This window comes from Microbulbifer maximicatervae (SeqCode) (assembly GCF_052467385.1).
This window is the reverse complement of record NZ_CP174311.1, coordinates 4,638,174-4,655,537: the sequence shown is the minus strand read 5'-3', so window position 1 is coordinate 4,655,537 and position 17,364 is coordinate 4,638,174. Positions and strand designations below refer to the sequence as shown.

Annotated in this window: 12 protein-coding genes; 8 read left to right on the top strand and 4 right to left on the bottom strand. The window is 53.8% G+C overall.

The window, feature by feature from the left end; all coding sequences use genetic code 11:
* Nucleotides 1-59: 59 nt before the first annotated feature.
* Entirely contained in the window at nucleotides 60-854 is a 795-nt protein-coding gene (locus ACJJIR_RS19955; RefSeq protein ID WP_444906575.1) for an aldolase, read from the bottom strand.
* 202 nt (nucleotides 855-1,056) lie between these two features.
* On the bottom strand, nucleotides 1,057-1,767 hold the full coding sequence (locus ACJJIR_RS19950) for an iron-containing redox enzyme family protein (protein WP_413664160.1): 711 nt from the start codon (nucleotides 1,765-1,767) through the stop codon (nucleotides 1,057-1,059).
* A 749-nt stretch (nucleotides 1,768-2,516) separates the two neighbouring features.
* Between ACJJIR_RS19950 and epmB the strand changes: the two genes are divergently transcribed.
* Nucleotides 2,517-3,557 (top strand): EF-P beta-lysylation protein EpmB, encoded by a 1,041-nt coding sequence (gene epmB, locus ACJJIR_RS19945; protein WP_444906574.1) that lies wholly within the window; start codon nucleotides 2,517-2,519, stop codon nucleotides 3,555-3,557.
* A 380-nt stretch (nucleotides 3,558-3,937) separates the two neighbouring features.
* Entirely contained in the window at nucleotides 3,938-6,025 is a 2,088-nt protein-coding gene (locus tag ACJJIR_RS19940) for a GGDEF/EAL domain-containing response regulator (protein WP_444906573.1), read from the top strand.
* Nucleotides 6,026-6,093: 68 nt separating this feature from the next.
* Here ACJJIR_RS19940 and ACJJIR_RS19935 read toward each other — a convergent pair whose 3' ends face one another.
* On the bottom strand, nucleotides 6,094-7,755 hold the full coding sequence (locus tag ACJJIR_RS19935) for an alkaline phosphatase D family protein (RefSeq protein WP_444892634.1): 1,662 nt from the start codon (nucleotides 7,753-7,755) through the stop codon (nucleotides 6,094-6,096).
* A gap of 311 nt (nucleotides 7,756-8,066) precedes the next feature.
* On the opposite strand from ACJJIR_RS19935, the gene ACJJIR_RS19930 reads away from it, so the two are divergent.
* Nucleotides 8,067-10,010 carry a M1 family metallopeptidase gene (locus tag ACJJIR_RS19930; protein ID WP_444906572.1) on the top strand — a complete coding sequence of 648 codons (1,944 nt, stop codon included), beginning with the start codon at nucleotides 8,067-8,069 and terminating at the stop codon, nucleotides 10,008-10,010.
* A gap of 427 nt (nucleotides 10,011-10,437) precedes the next feature.
* Here ACJJIR_RS19930 and serB read toward each other — a convergent pair whose 3' ends face one another.
* Nucleotides 10,438-11,547 (bottom strand): phosphoserine phosphatase SerB, encoded by a 1,110-nt coding sequence (gene serB, locus ACJJIR_RS19925; RefSeq protein ID WP_444906571.1) that lies wholly within the window; start codon nucleotides 11,545-11,547, stop codon nucleotides 10,438-10,440.
* Between the two features lie 310 nt (nucleotides 11,548-11,857).
* Between serB and ACJJIR_RS19920 the strand changes: the two genes are divergently transcribed.
* From ACJJIR_RS19920 to ACJJIR_RS19900, 5 genes are all read left to right on the top strand, one after another.
* Nucleotides 11,858-12,970 (top strand): hypothetical protein, encoded by a 1,113-nt coding sequence (locus ACJJIR_RS19920; RefSeq protein WP_444906570.1) that lies wholly within the window; start codon nucleotides 11,858-11,860, stop codon nucleotides 12,968-12,970.
* A gap of 98 nt (nucleotides 12,971-13,068) precedes the next feature.
* Nucleotides 13,069-13,485, top strand: coding sequence for a MerR family transcriptional regulator (locus ACJJIR_RS19915; protein ID WP_444895378.1), 417 nt, complete (start codon nucleotides 13,069-13,071; stop codon nucleotides 13,483-13,485).
* Nucleotides 13,486-13,595: 110 nt separating this feature from the next.
* A complete protein-coding gene (locus ACJJIR_RS19910) occupies nucleotides 13,596-14,765 on the top strand; it encodes an isovaleryl-CoA dehydrogenase (RefSeq protein WP_444895377.1) in 1,170 nt (389 codons plus the stop codon).
* Nucleotides 14,766-14,883: 118 nt separating this feature from the next.
* Nucleotides 14,884-16,491, top strand: coding sequence for a carboxyl transferase domain-containing protein (locus ACJJIR_RS19905; RefSeq protein WP_444906569.1), 1,608 nt, complete (start codon nucleotides 14,884-14,886; stop codon nucleotides 16,489-16,491).
* 72 nt (nucleotides 16,492-16,563) lie between these two features.
* Nucleotides 16,564-17,361, top strand: a complete 798-nt coding sequence (locus ACJJIR_RS19900) for an enoyl-CoA hydratase/isomerase family protein (protein WP_282934596.1) — start codon at nucleotides 16,564-16,566, stop codon at nucleotides 17,359-17,361.
* Nucleotides 17,362-17,364 lie beyond the last annotated feature (3 nt).

Below are 17,364 nucleotides of genomic sequence, written 5' to 3'. Positions count from 1 at the left end.
GCTGCAATTATTGGGGCAGCCGGCAGTGCAATGGGCCTTGGCCCATTGCACAAAAGCACTTAATTTAATGGGTCGTCCCCGCCGCCATAACCTTTTCTCTGCATGCGGCGCACAAAGTAAGCAAAAGTCGCTTGCGTGCGTTTTTCCTGGAGAATCCAGTCGTGGGCTTCGCGGCCCAGTTCGGGATCAATATCCTGGATGGTGCCGGCTGATTCAGCCAATATTTGCAGTTTGGCAGCGCGCTCGCACTGAACCGCCATTACACAGGCTTCCTCTACAGAGCGACAGGCCATAATCAGGCCGTGGTGTCCCAGTAGGATTGCGCGCTTGTCCCCAATAGCGGCGGAAATCAGCTCGCCCTCGCTGTTACCCACGGGGACACCCGGCCAGTCTTTGAGGAAGGCAATATCCTCATACAACATGCAGGCGTCCATATGGGAAATCTTTAGCGGGCGCTCCAGCATGGAAAGTGCACATACGTGCATGGGGTGGGTATGCACGATGCAGTTCACATCGGGGCGCGCCCGGTAGATCCAGGAGTGAAAGCGGTTGGCCGGATTGGCCATGCCCTCTCCGGACAGTACTTCGAGGTCTTCGTTGACTTCCAATAAGTTGGATGAGGTAATTTCATCGAAGCCGAGGCCCAGGCGTTGAGTGTAATAAGTACCGGGTTTTTCCGCGCGGGCGGTAATTTGCCCAGCCAGGCCGGAGTCGTGGCCATCGTTAAATAAAATTCGGCAAGTCAGCGCAAGCTTTTCTCTCAGAGACCACTCGGGGGTGCTGAGGTGCTGTTTCATTGCTTCACTGGCTCGTTCAACCAGTTCGTTTTTTGCCAGTGATAGTGTTTCAGCCATTGTTATCTCCAATTCTCACAGCAAGTCATATTAATTCTGCGATATTTAATAAATTTTCCTTTTTTATTTTCTTATCGCAGAATAATTTTTAAAAACCTAACTCAAAATGATTCGATCTCTGTCGAATTTATGTTGGTGGCATTTCCCTATGCCCGTGCTTTCTCCAACAACACCTGTGAGTGGGTTGATAAGTGCTTGCTCATTAAGCTGTAACAGCTTCAACTTTTTTATGTTTAGTGGAGTGGTAGGCGGTTTCAATAGAATCGAAAAATTGTAAGCGGGCCTCTACAAGGTGGCGCCCGGCTTCGAGCATTATGTCCAGTTGGCTGGGATCCTTGGAGCCGATATCTACCATAATATCGCGAATGGTTTCTGCATGGCCGTCATCACATTCAATATGCAGCAGGAAAAATTGCATTTCTGCATCGGTTACGCCGCAAGAGCGGAATCCGGCAACAATATCTGTATATAAATCGGGTACCAGGGCTTCGGCTCCCAGGCATAGGGCGCCCAATCCTGCACTGGCCCTGAGGTCCCGGCAGTTTTTGAACATGGTATCGATCAGGTGCTGAGTGCCTGGTAAAACTTCTGCGTTTTCCAGGGTCAAACCAAAATGCTCGAGGGTTTCGCGATAGATTTCTGCGTGGGGTTTGGGGCTGTCTGGTTCCAGGCCCAGCTCTTCCATTAGATTTTCGGCAAGCTCCAGGACTTCGTGGTTACTCGGGAGGTTTGCCATCATTGCACAGAGATATCTAACAAAAAATCCACTGTAAATACCTTGTTGAACCAAAAATATTTTTAATTCGTCCAGCGTAATGGAGCCTTCACGGCAACGCTTCAAGAAAGGATGTGCGCGAGTTTGCTCAATCAGTAGGTCTTTATTGGCTTCAAGCAATTCAAGCTGCATTTCCATTGGGTAATTCCTTTTTGTAATTCTAAACTTACTGTTTGAACACCTTTTAGGTGTTTTATTTATTTCTTGATAGTGTCCGCCTTTGGCGGGGTCGGCAAAATGGTTTTTCTTTGCCGGCGTTTAAATTAACACCGAATTATCCCTATTGTGAATAAGGGAATTATGAATTTTTTGATATTTGTTGATGGTTTTTGGAAGATGTTTTTTCTAGTGATAAAAATTTTATTAATAAATAATTTTTGCTTTGCTTTATCCTTGCCGAATTTTTCAAGGAAAATGTTTTTTGCTTCCTGAATTCACTGTGGAAATGTCGACTGTGTAGGTTTTCTTTATTGCAGTGGAGTGTTTTGTAGGGTAGGGGTTTTTATTGGTAGGTAGAGTGAATACTTGCTTCGCCGATAATGAGTCTACTCCTAAATTCAGGTAAAGAAGAGTTAAGGCTCTGGCTGCTTAAAGATACAGTCCAACTATCCGATATTTTTCCACAGAAGATTGGTGAATATTTTTTGATTATGTATATGGGTTTCTGCAAAAATAAATTCAGTTTATGTAATTACCCTAGGGAATCGATTTGAGGGTTCAACTAACTCACTAGATAGGGTCTGAAACAGATGCCATTTCTCTGATGGGTTTGTGCGAATTCCCATGTCTACCTGGTCACGGCACCCTTTGTGGGGTATCACTGTCAGTGGTGGCGGGAGATTGCAGTGGGGGATCTGATACAATCTCTTATTTTGTAGTGTATCTCCATGATGGCGTCATCATCGGCCCCCGGTATAGAGCTTATCGACACACAGGAATCCCGCTGCTGGCAGGATGAGTTGTCTGATCTGGTCACTGATCCGGCAGAGTTGATTCAATTACTACAGCTAGACCCGCGTAAGCTCCCGAAGGCCTTGCAAGCAGCTTCTGGCTTTTCCCTGCGCGTGCCGCGCCCCTTTGTCCGGCGCATGCGTTGCGGCGATCCCGAAGACCCATTGTTGTTACAGGTTTTACCCGGTGCGGATGAGTTGGAGAAAGTGCCGGGATTTAGTTCAGACCCCCTTGAAGAGGCAGAAGCTAACCCTCTGCCTGGAGTTGTTCACAAATACCACGGGCGCCTACTGCTGATCACTGCGGGCCAGTGTGCGGTCAATTGTCGTTACTGTTTCCGACGTGAATTCCCCTACGGTGACAACCACCTAACTCGCAGACAGAGCCTAGCAGCTCTAGACTACATTCGCGCGCGCACTGAGCTGCGCGAAGTGATCCTGAGCGGCGGTGATCCTTTGGTTATGAGTGACCGTCAACTGGCCTGGCTCACCGATGAGCTGGCTGAGATTCCCCATGTGGATAAGCTGCGAATTCACAGCCGCCTCCCGATAGTTGCTCCCAGCCGGGTAAACCAGAAAATGTTGGACTGGTTTACCGGTTCCCGCTTGAAGCCCGTGCTGGTGTTGCACTGCAACCACGCCAATGAAATTGATAGTGAGGTGCGGGAGTCTCTGCAAAAGTTGCGAAGCGCAGGGGTTACCCTGCTCAACCAGGCGGTGCTATTAAAAGGCGTCAATGATAGTCGCGAGGCGCTGGGTGCGTTGAGCGAATCCCTCTTTACAGCAGGAGTACTTCCGTACTATTTGCATCAGCTGGATCGAGTAAATGGTGCCGCACATTTTGAAGTCTCTGATGCGAAAGCGCTGGAGCTAATCGAACACCTCCGCCAGCAGTTACCCGGTTATCTGGTACCAAAACTGGTGCGTGAAATCCCCGGCGTCCCATCAAAATCCCCGGTAGTTGCTGAACATAGCTAAACCTCAGCTGATAGCTGTAAGGGTTATCTTTGTGTATTCGACAGGGATTTTCATAAAGAGAGATAGGTTGGGCGAATAAATATCGCCAAATTGATCTAGGCTAACCCTATAACGCCAGTGCCAGATATAGTTGGCCGGTCGACCTATTCAGCAGCTGCTATTTCGCTTTATAGCGCTGTATCCAGGGGCTTCTTAGGTTGGGAAAGTTTGATTAGCGGCTGTGGTTTCGCAAATGGGAAAGGTGGAAGCTTTTGTAGGGGGTGTTGTGTGATTTAGATCACAGGTACCAGTTTGATCTACCCTTGTATGCCATCCTTGACGCCCCCTAAAATTACCGCCAGCGGTAGCTGTGTGCCGCCATTAAAAAAATAGAGCAAATAATGAGTAGCAACGACACAATACGACTTCTCCTGATTCACGATACCCCGTCGGAAGCCCAGCGCCTTGTGAGTATGCTGCACAACGCAGGCCGTCCCAACCGAGCACAGCATGTGGCCAGCGAGGCTGTGTTTAACCGCCTGCTCCAGGATAAAACCTGGGATTTAGTGATCGCGGCTGAAAGCAGTACTCAGGTGCCCCCCTCAGTGGCGTTGCGCACCATCAGCAAGCTGCAAAAAGATGTTCCGGTAATTATGCTGACCGAGCGCACCGGTGCCCAACCCGTGGTGGAAGGTTTGAAGCTCGGAGCCCGCGATGTTGTAGTGGTGGATGAAGACCAACACCTTCTCTTTGTGATACAGCGGGAGCTAGGGGCGCTCGCCAATCGCCGTCAGGCTCGCCTACACGACCGCCGCTATCACGCGACCCTTAACCGTGCCAAGGAGCTACTCGATAGCTCCAAAGATGCCATCGCTTATATATCTGATGGCTTGATCGTCTACGCCAATGACTCCCTTGCAGAGCGCTTTGGTTACGACTCTGGCGAGGACATCGAATACCAGCCACTGATTGATATGCTGGCTGAAAATGAGCAGGAAGCGGGGCGTGAATTCCTCAAAAGCTGCGCTATCGACAACAATGAGCTGGAGGCGAAAGAGTGGAAATTTACCGCTAAGACCGCCTCTGGCGAATCCCTGCCCACTCGCGCAGAGGTGCTCAGTACCACCTACGACGATGAGCGCTGTCTGCAGGTGCGTATTGCCTCGCGCCGGGGTGATACGGAGCAATTGGAAGCGCAGCTCAGCGATATCAAGAATCGCGATCCGCTGACCGGGCTTTTCAACCGTCAGCACTTCCTGCAGGTACTGGATTCCAGCATCAAATCTGCAGCGGACTCCCACAATACTGGCGGTCTGATGCTGATAGAAGTGGATCGCTTTGAAGATGAAGTGTTGAAAGTTGTTGGAGTGGCAGGTGCCGACGCACTGCAAAAAGGCATGGCGGAATTACTCAAATCCTGCCAACGCAGTGGCGATACCCTGGCCCGCTACAGTGAAGATGCCTTCTGCCTGCTCAGCCCGAATACAACTCCGGACAGCATCGAGCAACGCGCGCAGGATATATTGAAGAAGATTTCCGATACCATCTTCGATGCAGATGGCAAAACCCTGCAAATTACTGCCTCTATCGGTATTTCCCTGATGAGTGAGGCCTCCAGCGGTGCGCAACAGGTGCTGGACCAAGCGCTATCTGCTCACAAGCAGGCCTTGGGTGAAGAGAAGAAAGGTGGGAATTTTGCGCTCTACGAGCCGGATACTGAAGGTGGTGCCGACGCCGATACCTATCACCGTGCACGGGTGGTACAAGCGCTGGAAGCTGGCAGTCTGAAGTTGCTCTACCAGCCAATCCTCAGTTTGCAGGGAACTGGCGAGCAGCTGTACGAAGTATTGGTGCGTATGCTCGATGACAAGGAAGAGCTGGCGCCGCTGGCCTTCCTGCAGGAACTCGGCGATGCGGGTCTGTCGGCGAAAATGGATCGCTGGGTAATTATTACCGCGATCAAGGCCGCCGCAGCCGCCAGGGCTGAGGGTAAGAATATTTCTTTGATGCTGCATATCACCACTGCTTCACTGGTGGACAGCAGCTTACCCGGCTGGCTGGGGGTTGCCTTCAAAGCTGCCAAGGTTGCGCCGGGAACGGTGATCTTCCAGTTGCGTCAGGAGGATATCAACAGCAACCTGCACGCGGCCCGGGACTTTACCACTCAGGTCCAGCAATTGGGTTGTCGCGTTTCGGTCTGTCATTTCGGCACTGGACTCAATCCGTTCAAGGCTCTTGAGCATGTGAAAGTGGATATCGCCAAGATCGATCCCTCCTTCGTGCGCGAGGTCCAGGATGAAGGCGAGAGCAGTGACTCCCTGGCAGGATTGGTACAGCGCTTGGGTGAGGCGGATACCAAGGTGATAGTGCCCCATATTGAGCAGGCCAGTATGCTGCCGACTTTGTGGCAGACCGGTACTGATTATATTCAGGGGTACTATGTGCAGGCGCCGGCGGAGGATATGAACTTCGATTTCAGTCTCGAATAAACTCTCGCGGTAGGCCTTTAAAAAACCGCACCATCTTTACAGGGGTGCGGTTTTTTATTGCCTGTAAATCAGACGTTGTAGCGGCTGCGTAGGGCCGCAATGGTATTGCGAGCCAGGGCGCCATACTGCGGTGCCGGCTCCGGCACCAGCTCGCCGGAAGTGCTCTCACTCCAGGCACGCTGGATATGGTTCTGCCCGGCTTCCTGCTTATAAATCCTTGCCAGGCTGGCGTTGTAATTCTGACTGGTGACTGTATCCACGTGATACCAGTGGGCCTTGGCGCGGGAGTGGGAAACATCCATCAACAGGTAACCGCGCTGGGTGATCTCCACCCACTTGAGGTGTGGTATTAACCCGTCCATAGCAATCGCTGCAACATCCGTCAGGTGGGATTTGTCCAGGAAGCTGGAGGTTACTCCGGGGGTGACAAATTCTCCGCCGAGGGCGCCGCGTCCGGTCAGGCGCCCGTATTTCAAAATACTGAAAGGATTGCTGGCCAGGTCCCAGGCCCAGGAGCTGTGGATATCTCCAGTGAGGACGACAAAATTGTCGATATTATTGTCGGCAATGTGGTCGAACAGGCGCTCGCGGGATGCGGTGTAACCATCCCACTGGTCCATATTCACAGACAAATCCCGAGCCAGGGTGAGTTGCGCCATCATTACTTGTTGCCCTAATACCCGCCAGCGTACGCCATCCGACTGGGACTGGGTCAGGCTACTGTGCAGCCATTGTTCCTGCTGGGTACCGAGGATGCTGCGCTCCGGGTCGTCGGCGGTCTGCTGATCGAACCAGTTGGCCTGCTCGGAGCGCGCGGCGATGCGGGTATCCAGCATCATCAGGTCCATCAGGTTGCCGAAGCGGAAGCTGCGGTAGATGGCCCTGTCACCAAATAGATCAAAGATGCCGTTATCGCGGATGGGCATCCACTCGAAGTAGGCCTGGTTGGCTACCGAGCGGCGTACAAACCAGTCGCCCTCGCCATCTTGGACATTGTGGTTTTCAGCCCCGCCGGCCCAGGCGTTGTTAGTGGTTTCATGGTCGTCCCAGACACAGATAAATGGGTGTTGGCGGTGTACCTCCTGTAAATCCGGGTCGGAGCGGTACTGGGCGTAGCGCAGGCGGTAATCCTGAATATCCACCATTTCCTTGGCGGGGACTGGCTCTCGCCCCAGGCCCGTGCCGGTACCGTAGCCACCGGGTCCGTACTCGTAGATGTAATCCCCCAGGTGCAGTACCACATCCAGGTCTGCACGCAGGGCAATTTCCCGGTAAACATTGAAATAACCCATGGGATAGTTGGAGCAGCTGGTAACCGCAAAGCGCAGCTTATCCACATGGCCGATGGGCAGGGTGCGGGTGCGGCCTATGGGCGAGTCGATACCGTTAGAGTAGAAACGGTAGTAGTAACTGGTGCCGGGTTGCAGACCGCTGGCATCCACTTTGATGGTGTAGTCCACATCGGGCCCGGTAATACCGCTGCCGCTATTGATCACCATGGCCATTTCCGGGTCCAGGGCGATCTGCCAGGTGTAGGGCACCATGGACTGGAATTCCGGATCGGCGGATGGGGTGATACGGGTCCAGAGAATTACGCGATCTGCCAGGGGGTCACCGCTGGCCACGCCGTGCTGGAAGGGCTCCTGGCCGGAACCGTAGGCTTTCAGTAGGGGCAGGGCTGCCAGGCTTGCGCCGGAAAATTGTAGAAACCGCCTCCGGGACAGAGACATGGGGTTCTCCTTGTAGTGCTTGTTATAAAAGAACCGCAGTCTGAATCTGGAAAGTGAACGATGTATTAATTCCCGGTCAGTATTTTTCCTCCCTTACTGCTATTAGTCATGAAATTCGTCCTAGGGCGACGAAACTGAGACATTAATCTGGTTTATTGGCAAAACGCGGCATGACCGTCGGTACCCGTGGCTCGAGCGGGTGATCGGTGTGCCCGCTTACGGCGGGTATAGAGTCCCCTGTCGTTTCTCATCTGCGCTCTGTCAGGTATCCTGTGGCGCAAATTGAAAAGCTGAACTCAGGGAGTAGACCCATGTTGCCCCGTTTACTGTGTACCAGTCTTATCGTTGGCGGCCTTGCCGTTGCCGGTGGCTGTTCCAAGTCGGAGCCTTCCAAGGCCGAATTAGACAGTGCGAGCACGCCGATAAAGGCGTCCGCTGTGATCGAGAAGAAGCCGGGTGTTGAAAAAGCGCCTCAGTCTGGAGTGGATTACCATTCTTTTGCCAATAGCAATGATTACCAGGTTCAGCACCTGGATCTGGACCTGACTGTCGACTTCTCCCGCAAGGTTCTTGAAGGTGAAGCCAAGCTGGGCTTCAAGCGTCTCAACGACAAGAACCTGCCGATGGTACTGGATACCCGAGAGCTGGAAGTGGTTTCTGTATCCGCCAATGGCGCGTCAGTAAAATTCTCCATGGGCGAGAAAGACAGTCACCTGGGCACTCCGCTGAATATTGAGCTGCCGGAAGATGCCGACAGCATTACTATCCGCTACCGTACAGCGCCGGGCGCCTCCGGCGTTCAGTGGCTGGAGCCTCAGCAAACTGCGGGTAAAAAGCATCCGTTCCTGTTTACCCAGGCCCAGGCGATTCACGCGCGCAGCTTTATTCCACTGCAGGACTCCCCGAAAGTTCGCATCACTTACAACGCCACTGTACGCACTCCGAAAGAACTGCGCGCAGTCATGAGTGCGAACAATGACCCGCAGGCGGCCAAAGATGGCGTCTACGAATTTGAAATGCCCCAGCGCATTCCCTCCTACCTGATTGCCCTGGCGGTTGGTGACCTGAAGTTCAAGCCCATGGGCGAGCGCACTGGTGTCTACGCTGAGCCCTCCATGCTGGAATCTGCAGCGGCGGAATTTGCCGATACCGAATCCATGCTGGAAGTGACTGAAAAGGCGTATGGTCCCTACCACTGGGATCGTTACGATCTGCTGATTCTGCCGCCCAGCTTCCCCTTCGGTGGTATGGAAAACCCGCGCCTTAGCTTTATCACTCCGACGGTGATCGCCGGCGATAAAAGCTTGGTAGCCCTGATTGCCCACGAGCTGGCCCACTCCTGGTCCGGCAATCTGGTAACCAATGCCAGTTGGCGAGACCTTTGGCTGAATGAAGGTTTCACCACCTACCTGACTAACCGCATTATGCAGTTCGTCTACGGTGATGAGCGCTACCAGATGGAAATGGCCCTGGGCTATGACGACCTGCAAGCGGATCTGGCTGATAAAGAACCCCGCGATGAGATTATGGCGATCGACCTGCGCGGACGTGACCCCGATGAAGTCTTCTCCAATATTCCCTACGAGAAAGGCTCCCTATTCCTGTATGAGCTGGAGCAGAAAGTAGGTCGCGAAGCGTTTGACCGCTTCCTGATGGAGTACTTCAACCACTTCTCCTTCCAGAGCATCACCACCGAGGACTTCGTCAAGTATCTCGACAAGACCCTGTTGGTTGAGCACGCCGACAAGCTGGACCGCGATCGCATCCTTCAGTGGATCTTCGATCCGGGTATTCCCGAAGGTGCGCCGCATCCGAAGTCCGATGCTTTCACTAAATTGGATCCAGTACGTCAACAGTGGCTGGACGGCAAACTGGCGGCGAAGGATATTTATACCAAAGGCTGGACTTTCCACCAGTGGAAGTACTTCCTCGATGGTATGCCGGAGAAACTGACGGAAGCGCAGATGAAGGAATTGGACGGCGCCTTTGGCCTGACCGAATCCCGCAATAACGAAGTGGCTTTCAGCTGGCTGATGATCGCAGTGCGCAACGACTACGAGCCGGCCTTCGAGCGCCTTGAGAATTTCCTCACCAGTATCGGCCGCAACAAGTTCCTGCGCCCGCTATATCGCAATATGGTTGAGACTGGTAAAAAAGACGTGGCTGCACGCATTTTTGAGCGCGCCAAGGTGGGTTATCACCCGCTGACGGTAAAAGTAAATAGCCTGGTTATTTACGGTAAAAAAGAGAGTTAATCGCTCTCTTTTCCCAGTTGTCGCAATTCCCATAGGTCAATATGAGAGTTGCGGCAACTCTCCCCTTTCTTTTTCCCTTCCACTTTGGCTAATGCTAAAGTTTGCTCCACAAAATATTTTTTATGGGCATTCTTTCAGTTTGTTTTTATAGCTAAGTGAACTGGTACGATAGCGTGATTAATACGCCAGATTTCTGGCATAAAAATCATTAAACGGCTGTTCAAATGGATTGCCTTTGCGTACTCTGCTGCCCAGAGATTTTACTCAGGAAGGGAGGCACCTATGTATAAACGGGCTTTACTAATAGTCGTCCTGGGGCTTTTTCTTGCCAGTTGTGGGCAGAAACCCGGGCCCAGTGCTTGCACGGATCACAATAAGCGGCCGAGTTTCCCTTTTCCTCACGCGATGCTTTAAGAGCTAAGCCGGGTTATACCCCGAGCTTGGCAATTTGTTGGTCATTGAGACCAAATAAGTAGAGGGCGGCATCCAGGCCAAACAGATTGATGGCCTGGGGGGCCTGTAGCCTCACCTTGGGCTTGGGGTGAATGGCGATACCCAGTTCCCCTAAATTCAACATAGGAATATCGTTGGCGCCGTCACCCATAGCGACCACAGTTTCCAGTGCCAAATCTAAGCTTCCGGCAATTTCCTGCAGTAATTTGCGTTTGCGATCGCCATCAATAATGGGTTCCACTACTTCGCCGGTGAGGGCCCCTTCGGCAAATGTCAGTTCATTGGCGTGGATATAATCCAGGGGCAGGCGCTCTCGCTGCAGGAATTTCGCGAAATAGGTGAAGCCGCCAGAAAGTAGCGCCGTTTTACAGCCCAGCGCGCGCAAGGCCGCCAGCAATTCATAGGCCCCTTCTTTTAACGGCAATTCCCGGGCAATTTCTGCCAAACGCTGCTCGGAAAAACCTATTAGCAGGGCCATACGCCGCTTAAAACTTTCGCAGAAATCTATGTCCCCGGCCATGGCCGATTGGGTGATGGCGGCAACCTGATCACCGATACCAGTAATTTTTGCCAGCTCGTCAATGACTTCAGCATCAATCAGGGTTGAATCCATATCAAAGCCCGCCAGCTTTGGCACCCTCTGGGTAACAGAAGCCTGGATTGTTAGGTCTACTCCCAACTCATCGGCCACTCCAAGGCAGGCCAGACGCGCGCTGTCAAAATCGAGGTCGCCATCAATTTGGAAGCGGATAACGGTGCGATCGCGTCTTTGTGCCAAAGTATCAGCGGCGAATAGGCTCCACTGTTGTTCATCAAAAAATCGCAGAAGGTATTGGAGTTGGGCCAGGGAGACAGAGGGGCTCAACAGGGTGACACACCAAATGGCTTCAAGTGCACTCGGTTCTTCGGGGGGCGGGGTAAAGTCCGTAGCCTCACCGGGAAAAGGGGCTGCACCGGAATACTCCAGGCCGAGCTTGGCGACTTGATCTCGGAAGCTCAGGTAGCGCAGGGTGCCACTTCCTGAAGCCTGGGAAATCTGTTTCAGGGAGAGGTGGAATTCCTGTGAATTTATTTGATCACCCATAAGCTCTGTCCCGATTGAATTAAATGTCCGGCGCATTATAGCTCTTATGAGATTCTTCGCTAAAATTGCCGGGCTTTAATTTCATTGATTGCCGGTCAGCAGGGTTTTTAATGGGCTCAGTTCGAATGGGGAGTAAAATTCCTTTTCGAATTGTGCGAGTTGAATTGAACTATTTCGTCGTCTGCTTTACCAATCGCTCAGGAATTAATTGGGTATGCACAATTTTGGTGCCTACCGTTAAAATGCTCGCTGCTCCAAAACAGCTGGGGCAATAGTAAAAAAACAATACGCAAGATGTCTGCCGCCGTTTATGTCAGTTTCCATTGTATCTATTCTTCGCAAAATACCGGCTCAATTAGCACAGTTGTCCAAACGCGCCCGCCAGCGTTTATTGGCACTGGTTATCTGGCTAACACTGGCAATATTCTGTGCGGCGGCACTGGGACATTTTTATGGTCAGCAGCGCACCGGCCAGATAGAGCGGGACAGAGTTACCGTGAAGGCGGCAGCGACTATTCTCGCGGGGCAGAGCCTGGAGAGTATTGTGGCCGGGGATCGTATCAGCCTACAGCTGATCGCTCGCCAGCTGCTGGAGCTTCCAATGGTTTCCGGCATTTTAATTGAGGATGTGGAATCGAATTCCCTGGCCGAAGTGGGTGACCTGAAAGAGGGGGAGACGATCACCGAGCCAGTGGTCCTGCACGATAGTATTGCCGGCAATATTACTGTGGCGTTTGAGCCCGGTAATTCCGTTACCTTCCCTTGGGCCAGCTTGTTGCTGACCCTCGTTTTTGCCCTGCCATTTAGTGCAGCTGCGGCCCTGCTTACCGGTAGCTTGTCCCGGGAGCGCAAATTGCCCGCACAAATTACTGAGTCTGCTCAAGCTGTAGCTGAAGTTACCGAGCCCAGCGTTGGGCTTTATCTTCGCCCCCTTAACTGGGCGCAGTTGGGCAACCAGTTAAGTCGCAGCGCCCTGGAGGGTTTGCAGCGGGAGCTAGATGGACGTATGCGTTTGCTGCAGCGCATATACGGTGCCACCCCCCTGAGTTGCGCCGGGCCACAGATCGGCCTGGATTTCTCTGGAACTGATGCGGCCTTCCGCGCAGTCTGCTGTGGTTTATTGCTGCGGGAGATGCAGAGCGTTAGCCGTGCGACCGGTTTGAAGCTGGCTCTGGCGGTAGTCCCATCCCAGCCACAGAGTCCGGATTTCTGTGCCGATCAGCTACTCAACCAGTCCCGCGGCTTGTTTTTGCACCCGGAACTTCTTGAAGACAGTTCCCTGGTGGGGCGAATTGAGCACCACGGTGCCGGTTGGGCATTGGAGGTGACTGGCCTAACCCCTTCCTATCAAAAACTTCTCAACAATCAGCTACAACAGCTGCTCGGCGCTGAGTCTACTCCCCACAGGACCCCCGTGGGCTAAGTGACTGGAAGTGCCTTAGGGTTCTTTTTTGGCGCGTGCTTTACGTTTACGTTAACGTAAACTCTTGCTAGGCTTGATGGCATCTTGAGGAAGTCGTTATGAAAGCAGAAGCAAGCCAAATGGAGCCCCATAATTACAGCATTTCCGAGCTGGCGCGGGAGTTCGATATCACTACTCGCGCCATCCGCTTCTATGAGGACAAGGGCCTGCTCAATCCGGAGCGTCGCGGCCAGACCCGCGTCTATAGTCCCGAAGAGCGTGTGCGCCTAAAGCTGATCCTGCGCGGAAAGCGGCTGGGATTCTCCCTGGATGAGAGCCGTGAAATTATCGATATGTACGACCCGGCCCACGGCAATGTGGAGCAGTTGCACCGTCTATTGGAGCGCATCGCGCAAAAGCGTCTGCAGTTACAACAGCAACTGCGGGATATCGAAAGCCTGATGGAAGAGTTGGATGAAGCTGAATCCAGGGCCCGTGAGTCCCTGGCGCAAAGCGATGACAGCAGCGTTTCCTAAACAGATTTCGGCACTGTGCCAAGAGTGACGCAGTTGCCTCATGTGGTATTGAACAGCCGCCAAGGCGGTTATTTGAATTAAAGACATTTTTAAATATCAATGGAGCCGTTATGAACACCTCCTACCCAACCCTGAATTTCGGTCTCGGTGAAGACATCGATATGCTCCGTGACATGGTTTACAAGTTCTGCCAGGCGGAGCTGGCCCCACGCGCGGCGCAGATCGATGAAGACAACCTGTTCCCAGCGGATATGTGGAAAAAGTTTGGCGAGCTGGGTCTGCTGGGCATGACCGTGGAGGAGGAGTTCGGCGGTTCCAATATGGGTTACCTGGCACACGCTGTGGCCATGGAAGAGATTTCCCGCGCCTCTGCTTCTGTGGGCTTGTCCTATGGTGCCCACTCCAACCTGTGCGTAAACCAGATCCGTAAAAATGGTACCCGCGAGCAGAAGCTCAAGTACCTGCCCAAGCTCTGTTCCGGTGAACATGTAGGCGCCTTGGCCATGAGTGAGCCCAACTCCGGTTCCGACGTGGTAAGTCTGCAACTGCGCGCCGAGAAGCGCGGTGATCGCTTTGTTTTGAACGGCAATAAAATGTGGATCACCAACGGTCCCGATGCCGATACCTATGTGATCTACGCTCGCACTGAGCCGGGCATCAGCTCCGGTGGTATCACTGCGTTTATTGTTGAGCGCGGCTTTGCCGGTTTCTCCCAGGCGCAGAAACTCGACAAGCTGGGCATGCGCGGTTCCAACACCTGTGAGCTGGTGTTCGAAGACTGTGAAGTGCCGGAAGAAAATATCCTCGGTGAACTGAACGGCGGTGTGCGCGTATTGATGAGCGGTCTCGACTACGAGCGCACCATTCTCTCTGGAGGCCCCGTCGGAATTATGCAGGCCTGCCTGGATGTGGTGGTTCCCTATATTCACGAGCGCAAGCAGTTCGGCAAGGCCATCGGTGAGTTCCAGCTGATGCAGGGCAAGATCGCCGATATGTACGCTGACCTGAATGCCAGCCGCTCTTACCTGTACGCTGTGGCCCGGGCTTGTGATCGCGGTGAGGACTCGCGCAAGGACGCCGCCGCTGTAATCCTGTTTACTGCGGAGCGCGCAACACAGATGGCCCTGCAGGCTATCCAGACACTGGGCGGCAATGGCTACATCAACGAGTACGCCACTGGCCGTCTGCTGCGCGATGCCAAGCTCTACGAAATCGGCGCGGGCACTTCTGAAGTGCGCCGTATGCTGATTGGTCGCGAGCTGTTTAAAGAGACCCGCTAAGGCTGGGCATTTCTTCTCGCCGCCGGCGCCTGCCGGCGGCAGCTGTCTCCAGCCGGGCACTGCGGCAATAAGCTGCGCCCTGTGGAGGTCTTTTCTCCGGGAAAGTGAATCGGACTTTATGAATCAGTTGCAGAGCAAAATAAACACGCGCGATGCCGCCTTTGGCGAAAACCGCGAGCAGATGCAGGCGCTGGTGGCAGACCTGCGCGAGAAAGTGGAAGCCATCGCCCAGGGCGGCGGCGAGCGCGCAAGGGAAAAACACCTGGCGCGAGGAAAATTATTGCCACGGGACCGTATCGATGCGCTGCTCGATCCGGGTAGCCCTTTTATGGAATTCTCCCAGCTGGCGGCTCACGAGGTTTACGGTGAGGATGTTCCGGCCGCGGGTATTATTACCGGTATTGGCACCGTTTCCGGTCAGCCCTGTGTGATAGTAGCTAACGATGCCACTGTAAAAGGTGGAACCTATTATCCCCTCACAGTAAAAAAACACCTGCGCGCGCAGACCATCGCCGAGCAGAACAATCTGCCATGCATTTACCTGGTGGATTCCGGTGGTGCTAATTTGCCGCGCCAGGACGACGTTTTCCCAGACCGTGAGCACTTCGGTCGCATCTTCTTTAACCAAGCCAATCTCTCTGCACAGAATATTCCGCAGATCGCGGTGGTTATGGGTAGCTGCACCGCCGGTGGAGCCTATGTGCCGGCCATGGCAGACGAATCCATTATGGTGAAAGAGCAGGCCACCATCTTCCTGGCGGGCCCGCCCCTGGTGAAAGCGGCCACCGGTGAAGAAGTTTCCGCGGAGGAACTTGGCGGTGCCGAGGTGCACTGTCGCACTTCCGGGGTTTCCGATCACTACGCCAATAATGATGTACACGCCCTGCAGTTGGCGCGCCGCTCTGTAGCGCGCCTGAACCGCATCAAAACCCCCGGCCTGGATATCCAAAAGCCAGTGGAGCCGATTTATCCACCGGAAGACATTTACGGCGTGGTGCCCAAAGATTCGCGCCAGCCGTTTGACGTGCGCGAGATTATCGCGAGGGTTGTGGATGGATCCGAGTTCGATGAATTTAAAGCGTTGTACGGCACCACCCTGGTAACCGGTTTTGCCCGTATCCAGGGCTACCCGGTGGGAATTGTTGCCAATAACGGCATCCTGTTTGCGGAGAGTGCGCAGAAGGGCGCGCACTTTATTGAGTTGTGCGCGCAGCGCAAGATTCCATTGGTTTTCCTGCAAAATATCACTGGTTTCATGGTGGGCAAACAGTACGAGGCGGGCGGCATCGCCAAACACGGCGCCAAGATGGTGACCGCTGTCGCTACCGCCAAGGTGCCCAAAATTACCATCCTTATCGGAGGCTCTTTCGGCGCCGGTAACTACGGTATGTGTGGCCGCGCCTACGATCCCAACTTCCTGTTTATGTGGCCCAATGCGCGCATCTCGGTTATGGGAGGGGAACAGGCTGCTGGCGTATTGGCCCAGGTGAAGCGCGACCAGATGGCCGCCCGAGGGGAATCCTGGAGCGAAGAGGAAGAGCGCCAGTTTAAGCAGCCGATTGTGGATAACTACGAACACCAGGGGCACCCATACTACGCCTCCGCGCGCTTGTGGGATGACGGCGTTATCGATCCGGCGGATACCCGCCGCGTGCTCGGTCTGTGCCTGGCGGCGGCCAGCCACAAGGAACCGGAAGAGACCAAGTTCGGCGTGTTCCGCATGTAAGGAACCGTGGTTGCGGCGCCAGCGAAATGTTCCGGTGCCGCTTTTGATAGACGCCCCAATCGAGGAATTACAATGAGCGATAAATTGCTGTGCGAAGTGGATAGCGAGGGCGTGGCCACGGTCACCCTGAACCGGCCGGAAATCCACAACGCTTTTGATGATGAACTGATCCACGAGCTGGCCACCACCTTTGACACCCTGGCGCAAAACCCCGCTGTGCGTGTGTTGGTACTGGCCTCCAATGGCAAGAGCTTTTCTGCCGGAGCCGACCTCAACTGGATGAAGCGCATGGCGACTTATTCAGAAGAGGAAAACCGCCGCGACGCAGCTGCGCTTGCCGCCATGCTGTACAAGCTCGACACTTTCCCAGCTCCCACTATTGCGCGAGTACAGGGCGCCGCTTTTGGCGGGGCCGTGGGCCTGGTGAGCTGCTGCGATATGGCCGTGGCCTCTGAGCGCGCCAGCTTCTGTTTATCCGAAGTCAAAATCGGGCTGCTGCCCGCCACCATCAGTCCCTATGTCATCAATGCTATCGGCACTCGCCATGCGCGTCGTTACTTTGTCACAGCGGAACGTTTCCCCGCTGAACGCGCGGAACAGATCGGTTTGGTATCCGAAGTCTGTGCCGAGGCTGATCTGGACCTGCATGTGCAGAAATTAGTGAATGCCATTGCCGACAATGGCCCCAAGGCAGTCGCCATGGCCAAGCAACTGGCTATGTCCATGTCCAACCGGGTTATCAACGATGAATTGCAGGGCCAGACCAGCGCGCTGATCGCTGCCGTGCGTGTGTCGCCGGAAGGACAGGAAGGGTTGAGTGCGTTTTTGGAAAAGCGTGCACCCAGTTGGATGAATGGTAGCGAAGGGTAATTT